Origin of the sequence: Paraburkholderia sp. J11-2, from assembly GCF_905220185.1 — a bacterium.
GTDB lineage: Bacteria > Pseudomonadota > Gammaproteobacteria > Burkholderiales > Burkholderiaceae > Paraburkholderia.
Genome location: NZ_CAJMYY010000004.1, coordinates 159353 through 184930 on the forward strand (window position 1 = coordinate 159353; position 25578 = coordinate 184930).

The window sequence follows — 25578 nt, forward strand, 5'->3', positions numbered from 1 at the left end:
ACACAACATGACTTCGATGGACCGCCGTGATTTCCTTCGCGCCGCCGCCGCGGGCGCCACGCTCAGCCTCGCTTCGCCCGCCATCCAGCGGGCGCTGGCCATTCCTGCAAACAATGCGACCGGAACGATTGAAGACGTGCAGCATATCGTCGTCTTCATGCAGGAAAACCGAGCCTTCGACCACTACTTCGGCACGCTGCCCGGTGTGCGCGGCTTCTCGGACCGCTTCACGATTCCGCTACCCGGCGGCGCCGATGTCTGGCAGCAGAGCGATGGCTCACGCACGCTGCTGCCGTTCTACCTGGACAGCCGCAAAGGCAACGCGTTGCTCGCGGGCGGCGCACACAACTGGGCCGACGCCCACGAGGCCTGGGACCATGGCCGCATGACGCACTGGCCCAAGTTCAAGGGCGACGCTTCAATGGGTTACTTTCAGGCCGCCGACCTGCCGTTTCATTTCGCGCTCGCCAACGCCTTCACGATCTGCGACGCCTACTATTGCTCGCTGCACGGCGGCACCAACTCGAACCGGCTCTTTCTGTTCACCGGCACCAATGGCCCCACGGCCTCGCCATACGCGGTGGTCGACAACAACGGCTGGGACAACATCGCCGCGCCGGCCACGGGCCTGAAATGGACCACGTATCCCGAACGCTTGCAGGCCGCAGGCGTAACGTGGAAGGTGTATGAGAATCAGCCCGATAACTACACGGACAATCCGCTCGTCGGGTTCGCGAGCTATCGCAAGGCGCTCGAGGCAATCGACGGTTCGCCCAACGTGCCGTGGACCGAGGCGCTCGACGCGCGCGAACCTTTGTACAAGGGCGTCGGTAATACGATGCCCGATGGCGGCTTCCTGCAGGCGCTCAATGACGATATCGCGGCGAACCGGTTGCCTCAGGTGAGCTGGATCGTCGCGCCGCAGGACTATAGCGAGCACCCAGCCGTATCGACGCCAGGCCAGGGCGCCTACTACCTCCAGAAGCTGCTCGAAGCGCTCACGCGCAACCCGGACATCTGGAGCAAGACAGTGCTCTTCGTGAACTTCGACGAGAACGATTGCTTCTTCGATCACATGCCGCCGCCTTGCCCGCCCTCGCCCATCAAGGATGGCGAGTACGCGGGCAAATCCACCACCAGCACGCGCCACGAATACTTCACCATGCCGAATCCTCCCGGCGACGGCAAGCCGGTCAAGCCAGACGGCCTGCCATTCGGGCCTGGGCCGCGCGTGCCGATGATCGTCGTCTCGCCGTGGAGCACGGGCGGCTATGTGAACTCGGAAGTTTTCGATCACACGTCAGTGCTGCGCTTCATCGAAGCGCGCTTCGGCGTGCGTGAGACGAACATCAGCCCGTGGCGGCGTGCCGTATTCGGCGACCTCACCTCGGCATTCAATTTCAGCACACCGAACGAAAAGCCGGTGCAAACGTTTTCCGCGCCGACGAAAGCCGCCGCCGACGCGTTGAACAAGCAACAGAACGCCCTCAAACCCGTGCCGGTGCCGCAGCCCGACCTGCAGACCATGCCGCAGCAGGCGCGCAAGGCGCGGCCCTCGCGCGCACTGCCGTACCGCCTCAACGTGGATGCGAGCGTCGACGGGCGTCATCACAAGATTCAGCTGGAGTTCGGCAACGAAGGAAAGGCCGGCGCCGTATTTCACGTGTACAACCAGCTTCACCTCGACAAGCCGCCGCGCCGCTACACCGTCGAGGCAGGCAAGACATTGCACGACACCTGGACACCCGCTGCCTCCGACAACGGCGCATACCGCCTGTGGGTGCTTGGGCCGAACGGCTTTCATCGCGCATTCGAGGGCAACGTGCGCGCGGCGGTGCACGGGCCGAATCCTGAAGTGCGCGTGCGCCATGACGCCGCGAACAATACGCTCGAGCTTGGCATCGCGAATCGCGCAAGCACGGCTTCGAACGTGACCATAGCGGCCAATGCCTACCGCATCGACGGACCGTGGACTTACGCGTTACGCTCCGGCGAGCAGGTGCAGCCGAACTGGGCGCTCGCGGATTCGGGCGGCTGGTACGACTTCACGTTAAGCGCGGAGAACGGTGTATTGCGGCGCTTTGCGGGCCGTCTGGAAACCGGCAGGGACAGCGTGAGCGATCCGGCTATGGGTGAATGAGGTGAGTGAGTCGACTGAGGCGCCCGAGAATACCTCGAACGCCGCTGCGCAGTACACTGCCCGTTCCCTTCACGATGGCCGCGACCGGCGTTGCGCCCCGCACGTTCAACGCGCGTTCAGAAGCGTGGCCTGCCTCCCCCCTCAAGGAGCCCGCATGAAAATCGATCTGACTGGAAAACTCGCGCTCGTCACCGGCTCGGCTGCCGGCATCGGTCTTGCCGCGGCGAAAGGCCTCGCGCTCTCGGGCGCCGACGTGATCGTCAGCAGCCGTCGCACCGAAAGCGTGCGCGAAGCCGAGGCGGCGCTGCGCACCGCGGCGCCCGGTGCGCGGGTGCAAGGCTTCGTCGGCGATCTTTCCAACGCAGAGGGATGCGACGCACTCGTGAAGGCGCATCCGCAGGTGGACATTCTCGTGAACAATCTCGGCGTGTTTCAGCAGCAGGACTTCTTCGAGATTCCCGATGCCGAATGGCTGCGTTTCTTCGAAACGAATGTGATGTCGGGCGTACGCCTCTCGCGCGCCTATGCGAACGCGATGGTCAAGCGTGGCTGGGGGCGCATTGTGTTCATTTCATCGGAATCGGGGTTGAACATTCCCGCCGACATGATTCATTACGGCATGACGAAAACCGCGCAACTCGCGCTCGCGCGCGGCCTCGCCAAGCGCCTGGCGGGTACCGGCGTCACGGTCAATTCGGTGCTGCCGGGCCCGACGCTTTCGGAAGGCGTGTCGCATATGCTCAAGGACGAAGTGGCCGCTTCGGGCAAAACCGTCGAGGAAGTCGCCGCGCAGTTCGTGCAGACGCATCGTGCCTCTTCCATCATCCGCCGCGCGGCGAGCGTGGAGGAAGTGGCGAACATGATCGTCTACGCGTGTTCGAAGGAAGCATCGGCCACGACGGGCGCGGCGTTGCGCGTGGATGGCGGCGTGGTAGATACCATCGCGTGACTCGCCCGGCCGCGAGGGCACGGATTTGATTCGTTATACGAATCACAACACGCAACAGAGCATTGAACACAAAAAAGTGCAGCCCGCGCGGGCGGGCTGCACTTCGACTGCAACAAGCGTAACAAACGTGGCTCGCCGATTAGCCCCTTCTCACGACGCCAAGCAGCAACGTGACGAGGAAAACCACGAGGAAGATGAAGAACAGGATCTTGGCGATCGATGCCGCACCCGCCGCGATGCCGCCGAAACCGAACACGGCCGCGATGATCGCGATGATAAAGAAAATGACAGCGTATTGAAGCATGACGTCCTCCTGCACCCGGTGTGATCCGGCTCAAGGGTGGTCGCCGCGCCCCGCGTGCGGTCGCCCGATGCCCGGCATCTGGTTGAGCGGGACGGATCTACGCGCCCATCCCTGCAGGACCATTGGAGCAAACGCGGTGCCTGAGGTCGGGCACGCGCTGCGGGCAATCGTGTGATGGAAAGATGTTGGCAAACGCGCGCGAGCCGCGACGCGTTACGCCACTTGCGGATGCCAGCCGGCGCGCTGGAATGTCGTGGCGAAGAAGAGCACCTGATAGCGGATCGAGTTCGACCAGTAGGACCACGTATGGCCACCCGGGCGTTCCGCATAGTCGTGAGGCACGCCCAGTTCGACGAGCTTTTCGTGCAGCGTACGGTTCGACTGCACGAAGAAGTCGCTCACACCGCAGTCGATGGTGAGCGCGATATGCGCATGCTCGAAGTCCTGCGCACTATCCACGATCGCATTGCTGTTCCAGAACGACGCGTGCCGCGCGGGATCGCCGAATACGTGAGCGATGCCGGGTTCGTCGTCGCAATTGCGCGGATCGACGGCGCCGCTAATGCTGCCGGCCGCGCCGAACGTCTCCTGCCGGTCCAGCGCAATGCGCAGCGCGCCGAAACCACCCATGCTCAAACCCGTGATCGCGCGCCCCTCGCGCGTGGCGATCGTGCGGAAATGCATGTCGATATACGACACGACCTCGTTGCCGACATAGGTCTCATAACGGCTGCTCCGATCGAACGGGCTGTCGATGTACCAGCTTTCGTGGCCGCCGTCCGGCATCACCAGCACCACGTGGTAACGGTCGGCGAGCTTGCCGATGTGGGTGTTCGAGGTCCAGTCGGCATAACTGCCGCCCGAGCCGTGCAGCACGTAGATGACCGGAAAACGCGCGGCGTGGTTGCCGCGCGCGTAGTCGTCGGGCAGGACGACGGTCGCGTCGAACGAGCGCTGCATCGCGGTGCTTGGGATCGAGACGACACGCGTCTGGTATGCCCAGACGGGAGCACTGAGAAGCAGCGCCAGAACGAACCAGCATGTACGGACAATAGCCATGAGAAGTCGCTCTTGTGTTGACTGCCACGAAAGACAACTGCTTTCAGGGACTCTAACAAGGGCCACTTACAACCAAATTTCAACGTGCCATACGATTTATTGCGAATTGTTCACAAACGTGGGGGAGCCCACATGATGGGGGACGCTCAATCGCCATTGCGCCGCCTGCGTCGCAGCCGCCCCTGCGGCTCGCCCTCATGCAACAAACCCTTTTGGCGCGCCGTGAGCGGATCGGTCAAACACGGCTCCGCGTCGAGGTCCTGCTCGAAACGCTCCCACATGCCTGCAGGCGTATTCGCCGTGCCCACGCGCTTGCCGATCGTCAGCCGGATCTGGTTCGCCCGGCTGATGGTGGAGCGCAACCGGTGGATTTCCCAAAGCAACCGCAATACGACGGGCAAGGGATGCCGGTCGTAGATTTCAGCCAGCTCCGCTGCCGTGAGCGGAGGGAAGTGACGATGATCCCGTCCCATTTTCCGCCCCAAAACACTGTATATTTATACAGCCTATCACATGTCAGAATGATTCTGAAGGACGGGACGGAGAGACGACCATGTGCACGAACTACGCCGCCGCACGCCGCGACTACCTCTTCAGGCACTACGGCGTCCTGCCGCCGGACGACCCTTGGCGCGACGAGATCTACAAGGACTATGCCGCGCCGGTGATCCGCCGGGCGAGCGAGGTGCCGGATAAGCCCGACGCGCGCGAAGCCCTGCTCGCGACCTTCGGCATGGTGCCGCGCAAGCACATTCCGCCCGGCGTGAAAGTGTTCGACACGATGAATGCGCGCGCCGAATCAGTGGGTGAAAAGCGCAGTTTCAGTGGCGCGTGGAAAAAGCTGCAACTTTGTTTGATTCCGTGCGAGGCGTTTTTCGAGCCGAGCTACGAGACCGGCAAGGCGGTGCGCTGGCGCATTGGTCTTGCCGATGGCGCGCCGTTCGCCATTGCCGGCTTATGGCGCGAGTGGGACGAAGGCGAGGCCGGCCGTGCGTACTCGTTCACGATGCTCACTGTCAATGCAAGCGAGCATCCGCTCATGAACCGCTTTCACAAGCCCGGGGACGAGAAACGTTCGGTGGTGATCGTGCCGCCTTCCGAGTATGAAAACTGGCTGGCGAGCCGCTCGATGGACGAAGCGAGATCGTTTCTCAATCTTTACCCGGCTGACGGTATGGCGGCCGAGCCTCAGCCCATGCCGCCGCGCGCCACGGCGAAGCCCGAAACGAACGACAAGTAAAAAACGACCCGGGCAAGCCGGGTCGTTCAGCACTCCGCGTCAACCCGCAGGCAACGCCAATCAGAAGTTGAAGTTATCGATATTCGATGCGTCGAACGTCGTGGGCGGTCCGAGAATCACTTCGCCGCTCTTGCCGATCGTGCGCTTGCCGAGCTTGCCCGCATCAAAGGACTCGCCTTCCTTGCCCGTGATCGTGCCCGAAGCCAGATTGGCGGCAGCATACGCAGCGAGATAACCGAGTGCACCCGGGTCCCAAAGCTGGAACGCCTTCACGGTGCCGTTCTTCACGAACGCGCGCATCTGGTTAGGCGTACCGAGGCCTGTCACCACCACTTTGCCCTTGCTCGGCGACGAGGAAATGTAACGCGCCGCCGCCGCGATGCCGACCGATGTGGGCGCAACGATCGCCTTCAGGTTCGGATACGCCTGCAGCAAGCCTTGCGTTTCGACGAAGGACTTCTGGTCGTCGTCGTTGCCGTAGGCGATTTTCACGAGCTTCATCTTCGAATACTCGGGCTTCTTCAGCTCTTCCTGCATCCACTTGATCCAGGTGTTCTGGTTCGTCGCGTTGGGCGTGGCCGAGAGAATCGCGAACTCGCCCTCGCCGCCCATCAGCTTCGAAACGAGCTGGATCTGGCCGCGGCCAATGCCTTCCGCATTCGCCTGGTTCACGAAGATCTGCCGTCCTTCGGGCGCCGTGTCCGAATCGAACGTGACGACCTTGATGCCCTGATCCATCGCGCGCTTCAAATACGGCACGAGCGCGTTCGCGTCATTGGCCGCGATGACGATCGCGTCCTGGTGCTGCGTGGTGAGCGTGTTGATGTACGAGACCTGCGAGGACGCGCCCGCGTCCGAAGGCCCGACCGCCTTGCCCTCGCCCTTGAACTCCTTGATGGCGTCCAGGCCGCCGTTATCGGCGATCACCTCATAGGGGTTGTTGATCTGCTTGGGCACGAACGCGATCTTCAGCCCCTCCTTGATGCCGGCCGCATGCGCCGCGACACCGCCTCCCACTAGCATCGCGCACAGCAAGGCCGTGCACACGTGACGTACTGGCTTTCTCATGAACCGTCTCCTCGATGGGTACCGGACGCATCCGGTTGATTTGACTACCTCTTGACTTCATTGCCCTCTTTCACACCATGCTCAAGCCGCCCGTGCGAGCGCGCGTTTGTCGCGCAGCGTGCGCCAGCGCGCCGCGAGATTCGGGATCAGCACCGACGCCAGCAGCAGCGCTCCGGTCACGATCGTGAGCGTCTCGCTCGAGACATCGACGAGCGTGAGCGCATTCTTCAGTACACCTACGATCAGAAGCGAGAGCAGCACGCCATACATCGACCCGCGCCCGCCAAAGATGCTCACGCCGCCGAACAGCACCGCCGCGATCACCGAAAGCTCGAAGCCCTCGCCGTTGTCGCCGCGCGCGCTCGTGAAGCGCAGCGTATAGACAATGCCCGCGAGCGCGCTCATCACGCCCGACATCACGAACAGGCGCAGCTTGATCTTCGGCACGTCGATGCCCGAGAACGATGCGGCCGTACTGTTCGCGCCGATCGCGTAGAGGCTGCGGCCGAAAGCGGTCGCCTGCAGCAGGATCGTGAACACGATGGCGCATGCCGCGACGATCAGGAACGGCAGCGGAATGAACGTGCTGCCCAGGTTGCTCATGCCAAAGAGCGTATAGCCCGGCGGAAAGTCGGCAATCGCCTGGTCGCCGAGCAGCACGTAAGCCAGCCCGCGAAAGAGCGCGAGCGTGCCGATCGTCACCGCCAGCGAAGGCAGATTGAGCTTCACGATCACGAGCCCGTTGAAGAGGCCCGCGAGGCCGCCCGCCACGAGCACGAGCGCCATGGCGAGGGGCATCGGCAAGCCCATGTGCCAAAGCACGCCGAGCAACGCACTCGAAGCGCCGAGCACCGAGGCCACGGAAAGATCGATTTCGGCGGCGACGATGATGAGCGTCATCGGCAACGCCATGAGCGCGACTTCGGTGAGATCGGCGAGCACGTTGCTGATATTCGCGCCCGTGAGGAACACGGGTGAGAGCACGCGCCCCACCACCAGCGAGGCAATGAGAATGACGACGAGCAGCGCTTCCCAGCTAAGCGGCAAGCCGGGCTTGCGCGTGAGCAGCGCGGCGTCGGGTTTCGGGGCGTTCTTAGCCATGGTCGCGTTTCCTCATCATGCGTTTTGCCACGGAGCGGGCGAGCAGCGTATCGGCGGCGATGGCGGCCACGATCAGCGCGCCTTGAATCGCCTGTTCCCAGAATGGCGAGACATGCAGCACCACGAGCGCAATGCTGATCACGCCCAGCACGAGCGCGCCGAGCGTCGCGCCGAGTATCGTGCCCACGCCGCCCGTGATCGCCACGCTGCCAACCACGGCGGCCGCGACCACCTGCAGTTCGATGCCGTTCGCGGTGCTCGCATCCACGGTGCCGAAGCGGGAGAGCCACAGCGCGCCAGCCAGGCCCGCTATCGCGCCGCTGATCAGAAAGCCCGTCGCGACACGGCGCTCCACATTGATGCCGGCAAGCCGCGCCGCTTCCGGGTTCGAGCCAATCGCGTAGTACTCGCGGCCCGGCCGGAACTGCTTGAGATACACCGAAAGTCCGGCGAGCAATACGAGCGCGATGAGCGCCAGCACCGGAATGCCGAGCACCGAGCCCGTGGCGAGCCGCGAAAACGCATCGGGCAGGCTCGTGGCGTTGATCTGCCCGCCGTGCACCCACGCATAATCGGCGCCGCGGAAAATGTAGAGCGTGGAGAGCGTCGCGACGAGCGACGGCACACGCCCTACTGCCACGAGCAACGCATTGATTGCGCCCGCAACGAGTCCGATGGCAAGCCCCGCGACGAGCGCAACGAGCACCGGCATATGCGGGAACGCCACGTAAAGACTGCCCACGCCATAGGCGCTGATGCCGACCGTCGACCCGATCGAGAGATCGATATGGCGCATCAGGATCACGATCGTCATGCCCGCCGTGAGCAAGCTCACGATGGAGACGTTCAGCAGCACGTCGCGCAGATTCTGCAGATTGAGGAATTGCGGCCGCGCGAGCGCCGTGCCGCCCACGATCAGCAGCAGGACGACGAAGAGCGTGGTCTCGCGGCTGCGCGCCAGCGCTTCGGCCCACGCGCCAGCGTTGCGCCGCTGCGCGCGCGGCTCGCCGCCGTGCAAGGGATGAGGAGAAGTGGAATGGCGCATCATGCGGCGTGCCCCAGATGAATGTTGGTCTCGCCGAGCGCGGCGCTCATGATGCGCTCTTCGTTGGCGTCGGCGCGCGCAATATCGGCCGTAATGCGGCCTTCGTGCATGACGAGCACGCGGTCCGCCATGCCGAGCACTTCGGGCAGTTCGCTCGAAATCATCAGCACGGCCATGCCCTCTTTCACGAGTTCTGCGAGTGCGCCGTAGACTTCCGCCTTCGCGCCCACGTCAATGCCGCGCGTCGGTTCGTCGATGATGAGCACCTTCGGTCCTGTGGCAAGCCACTTGCCGAGCACCACCTTCTGCTGGTTGCCGCCCGAAAGCGTGCCCACCGGTGCGTTCAGATCGCTCGCCTTCAGGCGCAGGCGCGTGCCCCACTGTCCGGCCAGCTGCACTTCGCGCCCCGTGGAGATGAGGCCGAAGCGCACGAGCCGCCCGAGCACCGTGAGCGACGCATTGCGCGCAATGCTCAGTTCGAGGGCAAGGCCTTGCTGACGCCGGTCCTCCGGCACGAGCGCAAGGCCTGCTTTCACAGCAGCGGCGGGCATGCCGGACGCGAGCGGCTTGCCCGCGATCTGGACTTGCCCCGCATCACACGGATCGATGCCGAATATGGCGCGCGCCACTTCGCTGCGCCCCGCGCCCACGAGCCCCGCAAGCGCGACGATCTCGCCCGCGCGCACGTCGAACGATATGTCCTTGAATACACCGCGGCGCGTGAGCCCGCGCACCCGCAGCATCACGTCGCCTGGCTGCACTTCGGCCTTCGGGTAGAACGTGGCGAGGTCGCGCCCCACCATCTTCGCGACGATGTCCTGAGTCTTGAGCGTGGCCGTGGGTGCGTCGAACACCTTGGCGCCGTCACGCATGATCGTCACGTGCTGCGTGAGCGCGAACACTTCTTCGAGCCGGTGCGTGATGAAGAGAATCGCCACGCCCCGGTCGCGCAACGTGCGGGCTATCGTAAAGAGCCGCTCGACTTCGGGCAGCGAAAGCGCGGCAGTCGGCTCGTCCATGATGAGCACGTTCGCGTTGAGCGACAGCGCCTTCGCAATCTCGATCACCTGCTGGTCCGCAATCGAAAGGCCGCGCACGAGCCGCTCTGCCTTCAGTTCGACACCGAGCGATTCGAGCAGCGCCGCCACTTCGCGATGCATCGTGTCGTAGTCGATGCGGCCCACGCGATCCACGGGCTGACGGCCCATATAGATGTTCTCCGCAATCGAAAGATCGAAGAACAGCGTGGGCTCCTGATAGATCACCGCGATGCCAGCGTCGCGGGCCTGGGCAGGCGTTGCAAACGCGCGCGCCACGCCGTCGATGCGCATTTCGCCACCATCGGGCTGGTGCACGCCCGCGAGAATCTTCACGAGCGTCGACTTGCCCGCGCCGTTCTCGCCGAGCAGCGCGTGCACCTCGCCGGACATGAGCCTCAAGCTGCCGTCGATGAGCGCGCGCACGCGCCCGAACGACTTGCTCGCGTTACGCAACTCGAGCCGCGGAGTGCCGCCGGCCGTGACTTTTTCTGCTTCCACACCTGTCTCCATGTCGTTGCGCACACACTCAAATGCGGTAGATACGTTCAGCGTTGCCGCGAAATAGCGCCGCGTGCTCGCTCTCGCTCGCGCCGCTCACGATCGACGCGTACGTGTGCCAAAGCTTCGAATAGCCGCCGAACAGGCGGTCCACCGGAAAGTTCGAGGCGAACATCGCGCGGTCCGCGCCGAATGCGTCGATCGCTTCCAGCACATAAGCGCGCAGGCTCTCGACGCTCCATTCATGGTCGAACATCGCCAGTCCGCTGATTTTCACGGCTACGTTCGGGCACGCCGCGAGCAGGCGCAGGCCTTCTCGCCACGCACGGTAGCCCGCCACGCTGTTGCGGTCGACGAACATGCCCGCGTGGTTGACTACTAGCTGGATGCCGGGATGCGCTTGCGCGAGTGCGGCCGCCTCTTCCATCTGCGAGGGATAAATCTGCAGGTCGAACGAAAGCCCATGCTTCTCCAGCAGCGCGAAGTTCTCACGCCATGTCGCCTCGCGCATGTAGTGCCGGCCCACGTAGTCGTAGAGCTTGCTTTCGTGGACGTTGAGAATCTGGCGAATGCCGCGTGTGCGAGCGAAGGCGGCGTGCGCTTCGAGTACGGCGGCCGCGTTCGGCGCACTCAGGTCGCATGCGGCCACGATGGCGTCAGGCAATGCGCGTGCTTCACCCGAATTCGCTGCGTTGTCCGCAATCGACTCCAGCCAGCGCGTTTCCTCCACCGGATCTTCAGGATCGTGATTCGCCTCGACGTGCACGACCTTGAGCACGTCGATGTCGCCCGCCTCGCGCAGCAGGTCGTCAGGCAGATAGTTGTGCTTGAGCTCGCGCGCATCGCCCACGAACGACGTGCCCGGATTCGCGAGCCACGGGTAATGATGCGTATCGAGGTTCCAGAAGTGGACGTGCGGATCGACGACCTGCATGGCATGCTCCTCGCGTGTGCTCAAGGCAAATGGAAAACCTGCACAAGTGGCTGTTGCAGCGGCACGTTGTGCGCGTCCGTTTGCATGATGTCGGCCATGTAATCCCACCATTTGCGCATGACGGGCAACTCGGGCAGCGCGTCCATGGTGTGATCGTCGCGGCGTTCGAGCACGGCGAAGAGATGGTGCGTCGCCTCGTCGAGAAAGATGCGGTAATTTTTCACGCCCGCATCGCGCAGCGCGCTCGCGAGTTCGGGCCAGATTTCGCGGTGACGCCGCTCGTATTCGTCCCGCTTGCCGGGATCGAGCTGCATGCGAAACGCAATTGTCTCCATGATCGTGTCTCCGTCCAGCCTTGTTTCGGCGTGCGCTTCATTGCGCCTCGCGCGCGTTGCCTCGGTGTTTGCCCTGGCTTCGCAGCGCGCAACGGCACGCGTTTTTACGTAGTTAGCCGCGTTGTGATCCGACTATAATTCCCGCATCGATAGCCAACCAATCCGATGTTGGGATCGGGCGATGCACAAACCGGATCGCTCCATGAATCATCAAACTGCCGTCGTCGCACTCGTCAACCGGCTCAGATTCAAACATCTCGCCTTGCTCGTCGCACTCGACGACGCGCGCAACGTTCATCAAGCCGCCGACGCCATCAACGTCGCCCAACCCAGCGCGAGCCGCATGCTGAGCGACATCGAAGAAGCGTTCGGCTTCCGGCTCTTCGAGCGCAATGCGCGCGGCATGCAGCCCACCGCGCTTGGCGTCGTCACGCTCGCCTACGCGCGCCGCGCGCTCGCCGAACTCACGCGCTTTGCCGAAGACCTCGACGTGAAGCGCCGCGGCGGTCACGGCCAGCTCACCGTGGGCGCGATCATGGGCGCCGCGCCGGACCTGCTCGCGCAAGCCGTCGCCACGCTCAAGACCGAACGGCCGCTGCTGCACGTGCGCATCCTCGGCGAAACGAGCGACCAGGTCGTGCAACTGCTGCATCGCCGCGAAGTCGATCTCGCGCTCGGGCGCCTCACCACGCCGCTGCAGCACAACGATTTCAGCTTCGAGCCCATCGCACGCGAAACGCTCGTGCTCGTGGTGCGCGCGCGCCATCCGCTTGCGCGGCGCGAACACGTCACGCTCGCGGAGCTGATGGACTGGCCATGGGTGGCACAGCCCATTGCGAGCCCCGCGCGCGAGTTGTTCGAAGGCGAACTTGCGCGTGCCGGTCTTGGCACGCCCGCCAATCTCACTGAGTCGGCCTCGATCTTCGCCACGCTGCAACTGCTCGAAAGCTTCGACGCCGTGGCCATGCTGCCCGAGCCGGTCGTGCGCGACCATGTGCGCGGCAAGCTGCTCGTCGTGCTGCCGCTCGAAATCGGCAAGAGCCTGCCGGGCTACGGCGTGCTCACGCGCAAGAACGAGCCGCTTGCCGAGCCCGCCGAACATTTCGTCGGCTTGTTGCGGCGCTTTTCGCAGCCCTTCAAGATGGACGATATCGCTCACGGTGGTTCGCACGCAGCCGCGCTCGCTCCTCATTGATGCGTTTGCCCCAGGCTCATTGCAGATTCACAAAGAGCCCGCCGTCGACGAGCAACGCCGCGCCCGTCACATAGCGCGCGCGGTCCGAGGCGAGAAACACCACGCATTCGGCCACGTCCTCCGGCGCACCCAGGCGCCCGAGCGGAATGCGCTTTTCGAAGTACTCGCGTTTGCTTTCGTCGCTCAAGTCTTCGGCGTTCAGGTCGGTGGCGATCGTGCCCGGCATCACCGAATTGCAGCGTATGCCATAGGGTCCCAGCGCAATCGCGCAAGACTGCATGAGCGAATGCACGCCGGCCTTGGTCGGCGTGTAGTGCGTTTGCATGCCGCCGCCCACGAGCGCGCTGATCGAACTCGTCGCCACGATCGCGCCGCCCGTGCCCTGCTCCTTCATTTGACGCGCAACGGCCTGGGTCACATAGAACGCGCCGTTCAGGTTCACGCCTATTGTGCGTTCGAGCACGGCGGGCGGCATGTCGAGAAACGAGTGGAACGGGCAGATACCCGCATTGCTTGCGAGCACATCGACCTTGCCGAAGCGCTCCACCGTCTGCCTCACGAGGTCCACGCCGGTTTGCGGCGCGGCCACGTTGCCTTCCAGCGCAATCGCGCGGCGCCCTAGCCGCTCGATCTCGCCCACGACCTCGTCGATCGCCGAGCGGCGGCCGTACGAGGCGTCGTTGTCGCCCCAGTAGTTGATCGCGACATCGGCGCCCTCGCGGGCGCTGGCAATCGCAATGGCGCGGCCGATGCCGCGCGAACCGCCGGTGACGATCACCACCTTGTCCTTGAGCAGCACGTGCTTTCTCCTCGTAGCTTTCGATGAGCCTCGATCAGCGCGCTTTCGCTGCGCTTAATGTGTATAAGGACGCGACAGTTTGCAGTCCGGATTAAGCCGCACGCCGAAGCCAGGCGCATCCGGCACCTTGAGGCGGCCCTTCACCGGCACCGGTTCGTCGAGCAGCAGCGGCGTGAACATCGGCACCACCTTGTCGGCCTTCGGCGCCATCATGAGGAATTCCGCGAACGGCGAATTGTGGCGCGTCACGACGAAGTGATAGCTGTACACCGACGAGCCATGCGGAACGACCAGCACATTGTGCGCGTCGGCGAGCGCCGAAATCTTGATGAGTTCGGTCATGCCGCCGCACCAGTTCACGTCAGGCTGGATCAGGTCGCAGCACCCCATTTCCAGCAGCATGCGAAAGCCCCAGCGCGTGGCCTCGTGTTCGCCCGTGGAGACCATCATGCCGCGCGGCACGTTGCGGCGCAGTTCGGCATAGCCCCAGTAGTCGTCGGGCGGCAGGCATTCCTCGATCCACTTGAGGTTGTACTCCTGCGCGGCTTGCGCGAGGCGCGTGGCATAGCGCACGTCGAGGCTCATCCAGCAGTCATACATAAGCCAGAAGTCGTCGCCCACGCGCTCGCGCATCGTAGCGAGCAGTTCGATGTTCTTCCGGAGGCCCTCCTCGCCTTCGGCCGGACCGTGCAGCAACGGCAGCTTGCCGCCGATGAAGCCCATTTCCTTCGCGAGGTCGGGGCGCGCACCGGTCGCGTAGAACATCAGCTCGTCGCGCACCGGGCCGCCGAGCAGTTGATACACAGGCTCCTTGCGAATCTGCCCGAGCAGGTCCCACAGCGCGAGATCGACGCCCGAAATGGTGTTGAGCACAACGCCCTTGCGGCCGTAGTAGAGCGTGGCGTAGTACATCTGATCCCACATCTTCTCGATGTCGGTAACGACCTGCCCTTCGAGAAAGCGCGCGAGATGCTTCTCGACGATGAACGCGCCGATCTCGCCGCCCGTGGTCACGGCAAAGCCCACGGTGCCGTCGCTCGCCTCCACTTCCACGACGAGCGTGCCGAGCACGTCGATGCCGAACGAGCGGCGGCTCTGGCGATACTCGGGATAGCGCGCCATGGGCGTGGAAATGTGGTCGTCGATCCAGTGGCCGTCGGGTTGATCGTGATAGTCGGCGCCGCCGCCGCGCACGGTGAAGGCTCGCACGTGTTTGATGGTTGGCATGGCCATGTGACGTAGCTCCTGTGTAGTGGATTAACGCGCGCGCCGCACGGGCGGCTCGAACGAACGAGCCGCCGGGGTAACGGCGCGCGGCGCGACGATAAGGATGAGCAGCGCGGCGGCAATGCTCGCAAGGCCGAGCAGTTCGAGGCCCGCCGCGTGTGAAGCGAAGTTCCGGTCGGCGGCGGCGCGCAGCATCGGCGCGACGAAACCGCCCAGACCGCCGAGCGAGTTGATGAGCGCAATACCGCTGGCCGAGGCCGCGCCCGCAAGGTCGCGCGCCGGGAAGGTCCAGAAGAGCGGCTGCGCCGCAATGAAGCCGCTTGCAGCGAAACACAGGCCGACCATCGCGACGATCGCGCCCGCCGTGCCGCCAAGACCGCCCGCCAGGCCCGAGACCACAATGCCGGCACCCGACATCACGAGCAGGCGCGCAGCCCACGCACGATGACCGCCCAGGCGGTCCGCGCGGCGCGGCACGATCCACGTGAGCGCCACGGCGCACAGCCAGGGCACCGCCGCGAGCAGGCCCACCTTCAATCCCACGGATGCGCCCACGATCGAGGCCACCTGTTGCGGCAAAAAGAAGATCACGCCGTACACGCTCATCTGGATCAGCGCGTAGATGCCGGCATAGGCGAGCACGCGGCGGTCGAACAACGCAGCGAGCGCATCGCGCGGACCATGCGCGGCGGCCTCGCGCGCATCGAGCTGGATCGCGCTGCAAAGCGCGCGGCGTTCGTCGGCGTTCAGCCAGCGCGCGTCCTCGGGCTTGTCGACGAGATACCAGAAAGCCCACACGCCCACGACCGAGGCAAGGCCGCCCTCTACGAGAAAGAGCCATTTCCAGCCCGCGAGCCCGAAGGTGCCGTGCATGTCGATCAGAAGTCCTGACAACGGCCCGCCGAAGATGAACGCAAGCGGCGCGCCGAAATAAAACACGCCGATCGCGCGCGCACGCGAGGACTGCGGGAACCACTGCGTGAGGTAATAGATGATGCCGGGGAAGAAGCCCGCTTCGGCCACGCCCAGCAGGAATCGCAGCACGTAGAACGAGGTAGGCGACTGCACCCACGCCATGGCCGCGGAAATCAGGCCCCACGTGACCATGATGCGGCACATCCAGATGCGCGCGCCCACGCGGTGCAGCGCGAGATTGCTCGGCACTTCGAACAGCGCGTAGCCGACGAAGAACACGCCGGCGCCGAAGGCAAATGCCGCATCCGACAGCCCCGTATCGTGCTGCAGCGCCTTTTGCGCGAAGCCGATATTCGCGCGGTCGAGAAACGCGAGCACGTACATCAAGAGCAGGAACGGCAAGAGGCGGCGCATGGCCTTGCGGCCAGCGGCTTCTGCCAGGGTGGGTGCCAAGCCAGGTGCCTCGATCGACATCAATGTCTCCTGTCGGCGCTTGTCTGTTACCGCTGCGCCGTTATCGTGTTCCCGCGCGCTCAATCAGACCCATGCGCGCGGGTCATGCTTGCCGCCTCAGTACGTTGCGCGTCCGCCCGAAAGATCGAACACCGAACCGGTGCTAAATGCGCAGTCTTCCGTCGTGAGCCACACGATCATCGAAGCGGCCTCGTCCGGCATCAGGAAGCGGTTCATCGGGATCTTGGCGAGCATGTAGTCGATATGCTGCTGCGACATCGAATCGAAGATCTCGGTCTTGGCCGCCGCCGGCGTCACGGCATTGACGAGCACGCCCTTCGTGGCAAGCTCCTTGCCGAGCGACTTGGTGAGCCCGATCACTCCGGCCTTCGATGCACTGTAGTGCGAAGCATTCGGATTGCCTTCCTTGCCGGCCACGGAGGCGATATTGACGATGCGCCCATACCCCTGCTCGATCATGCGCGGCACCACGGCGCGGCAGGTGAGGTAGCTGCCGATCAGATTCACTTCGATCACGCGGCGCCACACCTCCACGGGCAACTCCCACGTGAGGCCATTGCCGCCCGTAATGCCTGCGCTGTTCACGAGCGCGTGAATCGCGCCGTGCGTCTTCACGGTTTGCTGCGCGGCGGCCTCGACCGACGCTTCATCGGTCAACTCGACTGTCACCACCGAGACATTGCCAAGCTCCGACAACTCGCTGCGCGCGCGCTCGAGCCGCTCGGCGTCGATGTCCCACAACGCGACCGCCGCGCCCGAGCGCAGTGCGCGTTGTGCCACGGCATAACCCAGACCGCGTGCGCCGCCCGTCACCACCATCACGCGATTCTTCAGATCCAGTTGATTCATTGCGCCTGCCCTCCTTGTTCCGCCACGAGGCGTTGCTGTTGTTCGCCGAGCCCGCTCGCGCCGAGGCGCATGGTCTGGCCCGCGCGCAGATAGATCGGCTCGGGCTTCTGCCCCATGCCCACGCCCGGCGGCGTGCCGGTCGAGATCACATCGCCGGGCTGCAGGCTCATGAACTGGCTGATATAGGAAACGAGCGTGGCCACGTCGAAGATCATCGTGCGCGTGTTGCCGTTCTGGTAGCGCTTGCCGTCGACTTCGAGCCACATGTCGAGCGCCTGCGGGTCGGCGACTTCGTCGCGTGTGACGAGCCAGGGGCCGAGCGGCGCGAAAGTGTCGTAGCCCTTGCCCTTGTCCCATTGGCCACCGCGCTCGATCTGCCATTCGCGCTCGGAAACATCGTTGACCACGCAATAACCGGCCACATAATCGAGCGCACGCTCGCGCGGCACATTGCGCGCTTCTTCGCCGATCACAACACCTAGCTCGACTTCCCAGTCGACCTTCTTCGCGCCCGGAGGAATCAGCACGTCGTCGTTGGGGCCGGTGACGGAACTCGTTGCCTTGAGGAAGAGCACCGGCTCCTTGGGCACGGGCATATTCGATTCGGCGGCGTGGTCGGAGTAGTTGAGGCCCACGCAGACGATCTTGCCGACGCCGCCCACGCACGGGCCCAGGCGGGTGTTGGCGGGAACGAGCGGCAAGGCGGTGAGATCGAGTGCCGCGAGTTCGCGCAGCGCAGCCGCGCCGAGGCGCTTGCCGGCCACGTCTGGCGTGACGCCGGAGAGATCACGCACGCGCCCCTCGTTGTCGATCACACCCGGCTTTTCAGCCCCCTTACTGCCCCAGCGGACCAGCTTCATGTGGCGTCTCCTGATATTGGAATGCATCGTTGACAGCCAATATAGGTGCGCCGCGATAGCCGAACAATCCGAAAGCCGCATGAGGCGATAGCGAAACCGGATCGCGCCCTTTCAAACGTTATGCGTTATAGATACGCAGATAAACAAAAGCCCGCGAACGCCTTGACGTTCGCGGGCTTTGTGCACTGCAACGCGCCTGCGAGACAGGCGCGACGGGCATCAGTGCATTGCGTGCAGGTAATGATAGAGACCGGCCGCAGCCGCGCCGCCGGCAAGCGGGCCGAACACCGGAATCCACGCATAGCGCCAGTCGCTGTCGCGCTTGCCCGGAATGGGCAGCAGCGCGTGCATGATGCGCGGCGAGAGATCGCGCGCCGGGCTCATCGCATAGCCGGTCGGGCCGCCGAGCGAAATGCCGATGCCGAGCACGAGCAGGCCCACGGGCAGCGCGTCGAGCGCGCCGAGGCCCACCTGCGGCGAGGCCAGATAGAGCACGCCCAGAATCAGCACGAAGGTGCAGATCGCTTCCGTCAACACGTTGTGCCGCTTGCTGCGAATAGCAGGCGCCGTGCAAAACACCGCGAGCTTGATATCCGGATCGGCTTCGTTTGCGAAGTGCTGGCGATAGGCGAGCCACACGAGCAGTGCGCCCGCCATGCCGCCGAGCATCTGCGCCGCGATATAGCCGCCGACCTTCGACCAGGCGAACTTGCCCGCCAGCGCGAGGCTGATCGTCACGATGGGGTTGAGGTGCGCGCCGCTGAACGAGGCCGTCACGTAGACCGCCACGAACACGGCCATGGCCCAGCCCATCACGATGACGATGAGGTCGGCGCCCTTGCCCTTCGTTTTCGCGAGCAGCACGTTGGCGACAGCGCCGTTGCCTAGCAGCACGAGAATGGCCGTGCCAATGAATTCCGCAAGATAGGGTGACATGATTGTCGAAGTCTCTCTCTGCCCGCGCGGCGCATGCGCATGTAGCGCATGCGAACCCGCTGCGGGTTATGTTAATTAGTTATGCTTGTTTGTTTGAAAGGCGGATTGCGCGGCTCAGTGCGAGTCGTCCGCCCAGGCCTTGGCCGCACGCACCGCGCGCTGCCAGCCCGCGCGGCAGGCGTCGACCTGCGCGGCCGGCATCGACGGCGAGAAACGCCGGTCGAGTTTCCACTGGGTCTGCAACTCGCCCACGTTTTGCCAGTAGCCCGTTGCAAGGCCCGCGAGGTAGGCCGCGCCGAGCGCCGTGGTTTCGGTGATCTTCGGGCGTACCGCATCCACGCCGAGCAGGTCTGCCTGGAACTGCATGAGCAGATTGTTCGCGCTCGCGCCGCCGTCCACGCGCAACTCGCCCACGCTGATACCCGAATCCGCTTCCATCGCAGCCAGCACGTCGAGCGACTGGTACGCGATCGAATCGAGCGCCGCGCGCGCAAGATGCGCCGAGGTCGTGCCGCGCGTCACGCCGAACAGCGTGCCGCGTGCGTGCGCGTTCCAGTGCGGCGCGCCGAGGCCCGCGAAGGCCGGCACGAGGTACACGCCATCCGTATGCGGCACGCTCGCGGCGAGCGCCTCGATTTCCGGCGCGCTCTTGATAATGCCCATGCCGTCGCGCAGCCACTGCACCACCGCGCCCGCAATGAAGATGCTGCCTTCGAGCGCGTAGTTGACCTCGTCGCCGATCTGCCAGGCAATCGTCGTCACGAGGTTGTTCTTCGACTCGATGGGCTTCGTGCCCGTGTTCATCATCAGGAAGCAGCCCGTGCCGTAGGTGTTCTTCACCATGCCCGTGCTCGTGCACATCTGGCCGAACATCGCGGCCTGCTGGTCGCCCGCGATGCCGGCCAGCGGAATCTTCGAGGCGAACACCGTGGTCTTGGTCGGACCATAAATTTCGGATGACGAACGGACTTCGGGCAGCATGCTGCGCGGAATTTCGAGCGCGTCGAGCAGCTCGTCGTCCCATTGGCGCGTGTGAATGTTGAAGAGCATGGTGCGCGACGCGTTCGTCACGTCGGTCACGTGCAGTTCGTGCTTCGTGAAGTTCCACACGAGCCAGCTGTCCACGGTGCCGAACGCCAGCTTGCCTTGACGCGCTTTTTCGCGTGCGCCGGGCACGTTGTCGAGAATCCAGCGGATCTTGGTGCCCGAGAAGTACGAGTCGATCGGCAAGCCGGTCTTCGCGCGCACTTTTTCTTCGAGGCCGCGCTCCTTGAGCGAGTCGCAGAAGTCGGCCGTGCGGCGGTCCTGCCACACAATGGCGTTATAGATGGGATGGCCCGTTTCCCGGTCCCAGACGATGGTCGTCTCGCGCTGGTTCGTAATGCCAATCGCGGCGATATTGGTGCCGTTCAGGCCCGCGCGCGTGACGGCCTCGGCGGCCACGCCGGCCTGCGTCGACCAGATTTCCTGCGGATCGTGCTCGACCCAGCCCGGCTGCGGATAAATCTGCTCGAATTCCTTTTGAGCGACCGAAACGATATTGCCCTGGCGGTCGAACAGCATGGCGCGCGAACTCGTGGTGCCCTGGTCGAGCGCAAGAATGTACTGTTCCTGCATGTCTCTCATCTCCGTGTGTACTAGTTGTGATTGTGCGCCGTGGGGGACGGCGCGGGGGGTACGTGCCTGGTATTACGTAAAAACGCTTGCGTGGTGCCGGCGAACTTCAGTGCTGCGCGGTCGCCGTCGCGCTTGATGCGGCAAACCAGTGATCGATTGCGGCGGTCACGCCATTGAGCGTGCCCGGTTCGACATGCAGGCCCAGCTTCGAGCGGCGCCACAGCACATCTTCGGCGCGCGTGGCCCATTCGGCGGCGCGCAAATAGCGCAATTCGGCCTCGTAGATGCCCGGCGCGACTTCGGCGCCGAGGTCCGCGAGCGATTGCGCGTTGCCCACGAGACGTTCGGCGCGCGTGCCGTACGCACGCGCGTAGCGGCGCGCAAGCGCGGCAGGCAGCCACGCGTGGCGCTTCGCGAATGCCTGCGCAAAGGGCTCGAAACGCGCGTTCGCGATATCGCCGCCGGGCAACGGCGCGCCCGCCGTCCACGAAGGCGCGGCGTGGCCGAGCGCGCGGCACAGCATGTCCGAAGCCTCTTCCGCGAGCTTGCGGAAGGTCGTGATCTTGCCGCCGAACACCGAAAGCAGAGGCGCGCCAGCGGTTTCGTCGAGTTCGAGCTTGTAGTCGCGCGTGACGGCGGACGCATTTTCCGCGCCCTCTTCCTCGAGCAGCGGACGCACGCCCGAGTAAGTCCATTGCACGTCGGCGGGCGAGATCTTGCGCTTGAAATAGCGGTTGATCGACTCGCACAGATAGCGCGTTTCGTCGCCGTCGATCGACACCTTCGCGGGGTCGTTGTGATACTCCACGTCGGTCGTGCCGATGAGCGTGAAGTCATGTTCGTACGGAATCGCGAAGATGATGCGCTTGTCGGGGTTCTGGAAGATGTACGCGTGGTCGTGATCGAACAGGCGCTTCGTCACAATATGGCTGCCCTTCACGAGCCGCACGCTGTGCTGCGCGCCGCGCCCGAGCGCGCCGTGCAGGACCTCGCCCACCCACGGGCCGGCCGCGTTGGCGATGGCGCGCGCACGCACGTCGAAGGTGCTGCCGTCCGGGCGGCGCAGCAGCGCCTGCCATTCACCAGCCGCGCCACCCGCACCGTTCGCGACATTCGTGCGCACGGCGGAAACCAGCTTCGTACGCGTGAGGATGTCCGCGCCGCGCTCCTGCGCGTCGAGCGCGTTGAGCACGACGAGGCGCGCGTCGTCGACCCAGCCGTCCGAATAGACGAAACCGCGCTGGATCGAATCGATGAGCGGCTCGCCCGCCGCATGGCGGCGCATGTCGATGCCGCGCGAGCCCGGCAGCAGCTCGCGCTTCGCCAGATGATCGTAGAGGAACAGGCCCATGCGAATGAGCCATGCGGGGCGCAGGTTCGGCATGTGCGGCATGACGAAACGCAGCGGCCACATGATGTGGGGCGCCGCGCGCAAGAGCGTTTCGCGCTCCTGCAGCGCCTTGCGCACGAGCCCGAATTCCTTGTACTCGAGATAGCGCAGCCCGCCGTGAATCAGCTTGGTGCTGGACGACGAGGTATGCGAGGCGAGGTCGTCCTGCTCGCAAAGGAGCACCGACAATCCGCGGCCGGCCGCGTCGCGCGCGATGCCCGCGCCGTTGATCCCGCCGCCCACAACGAGCAGATCGTACCGGTTCTGTTGAGTCACCCTGCTGTGTCCCTGAAAGAAAAACGAACCTGGGAATGTTCGAATTCGAAATTTATCGAACATTAACGAAAAAGTAAAGGTTCGATTTAGCAGAGAAAGAATGGAAAGGCGCGCGTAAACGAACATGGTTCGAACATGTTTCGAACGTTCGTCAGGCGCGAATGAAAACGGGGCGCCAACACGTTTGCGCGAGGCAACGCGTCGAATTGCAGATCGGAAAGGAAGAAAACGCGCGGACGGCGCGCGCCTCAGATAAAGCGCGTAGGCAAATCCGGCGGCTTACGCCGCGACGTGAACCTGCGTGCCCGCCGCGAGCACCGCCTCGTTCATTTCCTCGGGCAGCGGCTGGTCGGTGAAGAGCGCGTGAACCTGGCTCAGATGCCCCTGGCGCACGAGCGCGGGGCGGCCGACCTTCGAATGATCGGCGACGAGATAAACCGTGCGCGCATGCTCGATGATGGCCTGCGCCACGCGCACCTCGCGCGTGTCGAAGTCGCGCAGCGTGCCGTCGGTTTCGATGGCCGAGGTGCCGATGATCGCGTAATCCACCTTGAACTGGCGGATGAAGTCGATGGTGTGCTCGCCGACGATGCCTTTGTCCCAGGGCCGCACCACGCCGCCGGTGATCATGACTTCACAGTCGGGATAGCCGCTCATTACGCTCGCCACGTTCAGGTTGTTCGTGACGACGCGCAGGCCCTGATGATGATTGAGCGCGCGCGCGACTTCCTCGGTCGTGGTGCCGAGGTTGATGAAGAGCGAAGCCTGATCGGGAATGTGCTGGGCCGCGAGCGCCGCGATACGGCGCTTCTCCTCATGAAACATGTGTTGCCGCGCGCTGTACGAGACGTTTTCCGCGCTCGTGGGCAGGCTCGCGCCGCCGTGATAGCGGCGCAGCAGATTCATGTCGGCGAGCCAGTTCACGTCGCGGCGAATGGTCTGCGGCGTGACGTCGAAATGCGAGGCGAGATCGTCGACCGTGACGAAGCCGTCGCGTTGCACCCATTCGAGCATTTCCTGCTGGCGCGCGTTCAGGGTGAGGCGAGGATCTCGTGTCATTGGCTCTTTTGGCAGACGTATGAGGACTTGGCCTATTGTAAAGGCTCGCCCACCCGATTCAGGAGAAAGCCGGTTAATCGGGACTGCGGGCGCCCCCAGGGTTCCCCCTGCGCTTCCGTTAAAATGCTGCGCTTTCTCCGCTCACCCGCCGCTCCCGATGCAATCCGCCTCATCAACCCCGCGCGCCGCCTCCCACGGCGCCGACGAAAACGAAACCACCCACGACCTCGTCTACGGCCCGAACGATCGCCCCGCGCCGACCATCGCCTTCGTGGCCGCGCTCCAGCATCTGCTCGCGATCCTCGTGCCTATCGTCACGCCGGGCCTCCTGATCTGCCAGGCGCTGGGCGTTTCCAGCCGCGACACCACGCTGATCGTCTCGATGTCGCTGGTCATTTCCGGCATCGCCACGTTCCTGCAATGCAAGCGCGTCGGGCCGCTCGGCGCGGGCCTGCTCATCGTCCAGGGCACGAGCTTCAACTTCGTCGGCCCGCTCATCGCGGGCGGCAGCCTCATGGTCAAACAGGGCACACCGGTCGAAACCGTGATGGCTGCGATATTCGGCGTCGTCATCGCCGGCTCGTTCGTCGAAATGGCGGTGTCGCGCATCCTGCCCTTCATCAAGCGGCTCATCACGCCGCTCGTCACCGGCATCGTCGTGCTGCTGATCGGCCTCACGCTCATCAAGGTCGGCCTCATCAGCATGGGCGGCGGCTATGGCGCCATCGCCAAGGGCAATTTCGCGAGCGTCCAGAACCTCACGCTCTCTGGGCTCGTGCTCGGCGCCATCATCGTGCTCAACCGCGTGCCCATCGTCTGGGTGCGCAGCACGGCGCTCGTCATCGCCCTCGCCATCGGCTATATCGTTGCGGGCGCAATGGGTCGGCTCGACTTCACCGGCGCGCGCGAAGCCGCGCTGTTCCAGATTCCGACCCCGCTGCACTTCGGCCTCGGCTTTTCGTGGTCGCTCTTCGTGCCCATGCTGATCATCTACCTCGTGACCTCGCTCGAAGCGATCGGCGACGTCACCGCCACCAGCAAGGTCTCGAAAGAGCCGGTGGAAGGTCCGGTGTGGATGCAGCGCATCAAGGGCGGCGTGCTCGTGAACGGCTTCAATTCGCTGCTCGCCGGTTTCTTCAACACGTTCCCCAGCTCCGTGTTCGCGCAGAACAACGGCGTGATCCAGCTCACCGGCATCGCCAGCCGCCACGTGGGCCTGTGGATCGCGGGCATGCTCGTCGTGCTGGGCCTCTTCCCGAGCGTGGCCGGCGTGCTGCAGGCCGTGCCCGAGCCCGTGCTGGGCGGCGCGGCCATGGTGATGTTCGGCGCGGTAGCCGCTTCGGGCATCAACATCCTCGCGGGCACGCGCCTCGACCGCCGCGCCCTGCTCATCATCGCGGTGTCGCTCGCGCTGGGCCTTGGCGTCTCGCAGGTGCCGGAGATCCTGACCAGCCTCCCGCATGCGCTCAAGAACGTGCTGGAGTCGGGCGTTGCCACGGGCGGCATCTGCGCGCTCGTGATGAACTGGTTCCTGCCGGAAACGCGCTAACGCGCCGAGCGTGCGGCCCCGACGCCGGGCCGTGCGCTTTTTTATTGACCGCAATTTCCAATTTACTGGATAATGACTCCATCATCTTGGAAGCAAACCCAATGGACAGCCCGACCGACGCCGGAATCAACGAGCGTATCGCCCGCTGCGTGCGCGACTTGCGCGCCACGCGCGGCCTGACGCTGGACGCGCTGGCCACGCGCAGCGGCGTAAGCCGCTCGATGATCTCGATGATCGAGCGCGGCGCCGCCAGCCCCACGGCAGTGGTGCTCGAAAAGCTCGCGGCGGGGCTGTCGGTCTCGATGGCGAGCCTCTTCGGCGCAAGCGGCGAGAGCACGCCCGCCGAGCCCCTGGTGCGCCGCGAACAGCAGGCGCAGTGGCGCGACCCGCAGTCGGGCTATATGCGCCGGAGCGTGTCGCCGCCCAACTGGCCTTCGCCGATCCAGCTGGTCGAAGTGGATTTCCCCGCCGGCGCGCGCGTCGCCTATGAAACGGGCGGCCGCGACACTGTCATTCACCAGCAGGTCTGGGTGATGGAAGGCAGCATCGACGTGGAATTGGGCAATGAGCGGCATTCGCTGCATGCGGGCGACTGCCTCGCCATGCGGCTCGATCAGCCGCTGATCTTCAGCAATCCAGGCTCGCACGCCGCGCACTATGTCGTTGCCATTTGCGACGTCAACGGTATCTGAATGCGCCTGATGCGTCTGAATCTGCCA

Annotated in this window: 24 protein-coding genes; 6 read left to right on the plus strand and 18 right to left on the minus strand. The window is 64.5% G+C overall.

Features of this window, described 5'->3' with window-relative positions; translation table 11 throughout:
• The first annotated feature begins 7 nt into the window (after nucleotides 1–7).
• Together U5A57_RS07255 and U5A57_RS07260 are read left to right on the plus strand one after the other, a co-directional pair.
• Nucleotides 8–2140 (plus strand): phosphocholine-specific phospholipase C, encoded by a 2133-nt coding sequence (locus tag U5A57_RS07255; protein WP_321909446.1) that lies wholly within the window; start codon nucleotides 8–10, stop codon nucleotides 2138–2140.
• 154 nt (nucleotides 2141–2294) lie between these two features.
• A complete protein-coding gene (locus tag U5A57_RS07260) occupies nucleotides 2295–3089 on the plus strand; it encodes an SDR family oxidoreductase (protein WP_321909447.1) in 795 nt (264 codons plus the stop codon).
• A 139-nt stretch (nucleotides 3090–3228) separates the two neighbouring features.
• Here U5A57_RS07260 and U5A57_RS07265 read toward each other — a convergent pair whose 3' ends face one another.
• The 3 genes from U5A57_RS07265 to U5A57_RS07275 form a co-directional block, all read right to left on the minus strand.
• A complete protein-coding gene (locus U5A57_RS07265) occupies nucleotides 3229–3393 on the minus strand; it encodes a DUF1328 family protein (protein WP_027820439.1) in 165 nt (54 codons plus the stop codon).
• Between the two features lie 213 nt (nucleotides 3394–3606).
• Nucleotides 3607–4452, minus strand: a complete 846-nt coding sequence (locus tag U5A57_RS07270; RefSeq protein WP_321909449.1) for an alpha/beta hydrolase family protein — start codon at nucleotides 4450–4452, stop codon at nucleotides 3607–3609.
• A 146-nt stretch (nucleotides 4453–4598) separates the two neighbouring features.
• On the minus strand, nucleotides 4599–4925 hold the full coding sequence (locus U5A57_RS07275) for a hypothetical protein (protein WP_321909451.1): 327 nt from the start codon (nucleotides 4923–4925) through the stop codon (nucleotides 4599–4601).
• A gap of 80 nt (nucleotides 4926–5005) precedes the next feature.
• Between U5A57_RS07275 and U5A57_RS07280 the strand changes: the two genes are divergently transcribed.
• Nucleotides 5006–5692, plus strand: a complete 687-nt coding sequence (locus U5A57_RS07280; protein ID WP_321909452.1) for an SOS response-associated peptidase — start codon at nucleotides 5006–5008, stop codon at nucleotides 5690–5692.
• Nucleotides 5693–5752: 60 nt separating this feature from the next.
• On the opposite strand, the gene rhaS is transcribed toward U5A57_RS07280, so the two are convergent.
• The 6 genes from rhaS to rhaM form a co-directional block, all read right to left on the minus strand.
• A complete protein-coding gene (rhaS, locus tag U5A57_RS07285) occupies nucleotides 5753–6760 on the minus strand; it encodes a rhamnose ABC transporter substrate-binding protein (protein ID WP_321909454.1) in 1008 nt (335 codons plus the stop codon).
• Nucleotides 6761–6841: 81 nt separating this feature from the next.
• Complete coding sequence (locus U5A57_RS07290; protein WP_321909455.1) at nucleotides 6842–7861, minus strand: ABC transporter permease; 1020 nt, start codon at nucleotides 7859–7861, stop codon at nucleotides 6842–6844.
• Nucleotides 7854–8909 carry an ABC transporter permease gene (locus U5A57_RS07295; protein ID WP_321909456.1) on the minus strand — a complete coding sequence of 352 codons (1056 nt, stop codon included), beginning with the start codon at nucleotides 8907–8909 and terminating at the stop codon, nucleotides 7854–7856. The genes U5A57_RS07290 and U5A57_RS07295 overlap by 8 nt, the downstream gene beginning before the upstream one ends.
• Nucleotides 8906–10444 (minus strand): sugar ABC transporter ATP-binding protein, encoded by a 1539-nt coding sequence (locus U5A57_RS07300; RefSeq protein WP_321909457.1) that lies wholly within the window; start codon nucleotides 10442–10444, stop codon nucleotides 8906–8908. The genes U5A57_RS07295 and U5A57_RS07300 overlap by 4 nt, the downstream gene beginning before the upstream one ends.
• A gap of 28 nt (nucleotides 10445–10472) precedes the next feature.
• On the minus strand, nucleotides 10473–11378 hold the full coding sequence (locus U5A57_RS07305; RefSeq protein WP_321909458.1) for an amidohydrolase family protein: 906 nt from the start codon (nucleotides 11376–11378) through the stop codon (nucleotides 10473–10475).
• 20 nt (nucleotides 11379–11398) lie between these two features.
• Nucleotides 11399–11713 (minus strand): L-rhamnose mutarotase, encoded by a 315-nt coding sequence (gene rhaM / locus U5A57_RS07310; RefSeq protein ID WP_321909459.1) that lies wholly within the window; start codon nucleotides 11711–11713, stop codon nucleotides 11399–11401.
• A 202-nt stretch (nucleotides 11714–11915) separates the two neighbouring features.
• On the opposite strand from rhaM, the gene U5A57_RS07315 reads away from it, so the two are divergent.
• Nucleotides 11916–12908 (plus strand): LysR family transcriptional regulator, encoded by a 993-nt coding sequence (locus U5A57_RS07315; protein WP_321909461.1) that lies wholly within the window; start codon nucleotides 11916–11918, stop codon nucleotides 12906–12908.
• A 16-nt stretch (nucleotides 12909–12924) separates the two neighbouring features.
• Here U5A57_RS07315 and U5A57_RS07320 read toward each other — a convergent pair whose 3' ends face one another.
• The 9 genes from U5A57_RS07320 to U5A57_RS07360 all read right to left on the minus strand — a co-directional run bounded on the left by U5A57_RS07320 (nucleotide 12925) and on the right by U5A57_RS07360 (nucleotide 23310).
• Complete coding sequence (locus U5A57_RS07320; protein WP_158760364.1) at nucleotides 12925–13707, minus strand: SDR family NAD(P)-dependent oxidoreductase; 783 nt, start codon at nucleotides 13705–13707, stop codon at nucleotides 12925–12927.
• Nucleotides 13708–13761: 54 nt separating this feature from the next.
• Nucleotides 13762–14940, minus strand: a complete 1179-nt coding sequence (gene rhmD / locus U5A57_RS07325; RefSeq protein ID WP_321909463.1) for an L-rhamnonate dehydratase — start codon at nucleotides 14938–14940, stop codon at nucleotides 13762–13764.
• A gap of 24 nt (nucleotides 14941–14964) precedes the next feature.
• Complete coding sequence (locus U5A57_RS07330; protein WP_321909465.1) at nucleotides 14965–16323, minus strand: MFS transporter; 1359 nt, start codon at nucleotides 16321–16323, stop codon at nucleotides 14965–14967.
• Between the two features lie 96 nt (nucleotides 16324–16419).
• The gene (locus tag U5A57_RS07335) at nucleotides 16420–17172 is read right to left on the minus strand and encodes an SDR family NAD(P)-dependent oxidoreductase (RefSeq protein ID WP_321909467.1); all 753 of its coding nucleotides are present in this window, start codon (nucleotides 17170–17172) and stop codon (nucleotides 16420–16422) included.
• The gene (locus tag U5A57_RS07340) at nucleotides 17169–18032 is read right to left on the minus strand and encodes a fumarylacetoacetate hydrolase family protein (protein WP_321909469.1); all 864 of its coding nucleotides are present in this window, start codon (nucleotides 18030–18032) and stop codon (nucleotides 17169–17171) included. Before U5A57_RS07340 ends, U5A57_RS07335 begins: the two co-directional genes overlap by 4 nt.
• Before the next feature lie 219 nt (nucleotides 18033–18251).
• Nucleotides 18252–18968 (minus strand): MIP/aquaporin family protein, encoded by a 717-nt coding sequence (locus tag U5A57_RS07345; protein WP_042261976.1) that lies wholly within the window; start codon nucleotides 18966–18968, stop codon nucleotides 18252–18254.
• 114 nt (nucleotides 18969–19082) lie between these two features.
• A complete protein-coding gene (gene glpK / locus U5A57_RS07350; RefSeq protein WP_321909471.1) occupies nucleotides 19083–20585 on the minus strand; it encodes a glycerol kinase GlpK in 1503 nt (500 codons plus the stop codon).
• Between the two features lie 106 nt (nucleotides 20586–20691).
• Nucleotides 20692–22251, minus strand: coding sequence for a glycerol-3-phosphate dehydrogenase (gene glpD / locus U5A57_RS07355; RefSeq protein ID WP_321909472.1), 1560 nt, complete (start codon nucleotides 22249–22251; stop codon nucleotides 20692–20694).
• A gap of 279 nt (nucleotides 22252–22530) precedes the next feature.
• Entirely contained in the window at nucleotides 22531–23310 is a 780-nt protein-coding gene (locus U5A57_RS07360; RefSeq protein WP_158760371.1) for a DeoR/GlpR family DNA-binding transcription regulator, read from the minus strand.
• A 157-nt stretch (nucleotides 23311–23467) separates the two neighbouring features.
• On the opposite strand from U5A57_RS07360, the gene U5A57_RS07365 reads away from it, so the two are divergent.
• Nucleotides 23468–24859: a nucleobase:cation symporter-2 family protein gene (locus U5A57_RS07365; RefSeq protein WP_321909473.1), complete on the plus strand. Its 1392-nt coding sequence runs from the start codon at nucleotides 23468–23470 to the stop codon at nucleotides 24857–24859.
• 101 nt (nucleotides 24860–24960) lie between these two features.
• Entirely contained in the window at nucleotides 24961–25551 is a 591-nt protein-coding gene (locus tag U5A57_RS07370; protein ID WP_321909475.1) for an XRE family transcriptional regulator, read from the plus strand.
• Nucleotides 25552–25578 lie beyond the last annotated feature (27 nt).

Coding starts and splice junctions, on each gene's coding strand:
- U5A57_RS07255 (WP_321909446.1), top strand. CDS start 8: ATGACTTCGATGGACCGCCGTGATTTCCTTCGCGCCGCCGCCGCGGGC.
- U5A57_RS07260 (WP_321909447.1), top strand. CDS start 2,295: ATGAAAATCGATCTGACTGGAAAACTCGCGCTCGTCACCGGCTCGGCT.
- U5A57_RS07265 (WP_027820439.1), bottom strand. CDS start 3,393: ATGCTTCAATACGCTGTCATTTTCTTTATCATCGCGATCATCGCGGCC.
- U5A57_RS07270 (WP_321909449.1), bottom strand. CDS start 4,452: ATGGCTATTGTCCGTACATGCTGGTTCGTTCTGGCGCTGCTTCTCAGT.
- U5A57_RS07275 (WP_321909451.1), bottom strand. CDS start 4,925: ATGGGACGGGATCATCGTCACTTCCCTCCGCTCACGGCAGCGGAGCTG.
- U5A57_RS07280 (WP_321909452.1), top strand. CDS start 5,006: ATGTGCACGAACTACGCCGCCGCACGCCGCGACTACCTCTTCAGGCAC.
- rhaS (WP_321909454.1), bottom strand. CDS start 6,760: ATGAGAAAGCCAGTACGTCACGTGTGCACGGCCTTGCTGTGCGCGATG.
- U5A57_RS07290 (WP_321909455.1), bottom strand. CDS start 7,861: ATGGCTAAGAACGCCCCGAAACCCGACGCCGCGCTGCTCACGCGCAAG.
- U5A57_RS07295 (WP_321909456.1), bottom strand. CDS start 8,909: ATGATGCGCCATTCCACTTCTCCTCATCCCTTGCACGGCGGCGAGCCG.
- U5A57_RS07305 (WP_321909458.1), bottom strand. CDS start 11,378: ATGCAGGTCGTCGATCCGCACGTCCACTTCTGGAACCTCGATACGCAT.
- rhaM (WP_321909459.1), bottom strand. CDS start 11,713: ATGGAGACAATTGCGTTTCGCATGCAGCTCGATCCCGGCAAGCGGGAC.
- U5A57_RS07315 (WP_321909461.1), top strand. CDS start 11,916: ATGAATCATCAAACTGCCGTCGTCGCACTCGTCAACCGGCTCAGATTC.
- rhmD (WP_321909463.1), bottom strand. CDS start 14,940: ATGGCCATGCCAACCATCAAACACGTGCGAGCCTTCACCGTGCGCGGC.
- U5A57_RS07330 (WP_321909465.1), bottom strand. CDS start 16,323: ATGTCGATCGAGGCACCTGGCTTGGCACCCACCCTGGCAGAAGCCGCT.
- U5A57_RS07335 (WP_321909467.1), bottom strand. CDS start 17,172: ATGAATCAACTGGATCTGAAGAATCGCGTGATGGTGGTGACGGGCGGC.
- U5A57_RS07340 (WP_321909469.1), bottom strand. CDS start 18,032: ATGAAGCTGGTCCGCTGGGGCAGTAAGGGGGCTGAAAAGCCGGGTGTG.
- U5A57_RS07345 (WP_042261976.1), bottom strand. CDS start 18,968: ATGTCACCCTATCTTGCGGAATTCATTGGCACGGCCATTCTCGTGCTG.
- glpK (WP_321909471.1), bottom strand. CDS start 20,585: ATGCAGGAACAGTACATTCTTGCGCTCGACCAGGGCACCACGAGTTCG.
- U5A57_RS07360 (WP_158760371.1), bottom strand. CDS start 23,310: ATGACACGAGATCCTCGCCTCACCCTGAACGCGCGCCAGCAGGAAATG.
- U5A57_RS07365 (WP_321909473.1), top strand. CDS start 23,468: ATGCAATCCGCCTCATCAACCCCGCGCGCCGCCTCCCACGGCGCCGAC.
- U5A57_RS07370 (WP_321909475.1), top strand. CDS start 24,961: ATGGACAGCCCGACCGACGCCGGAATCAACGAGCGTATCGCCCGCTGC.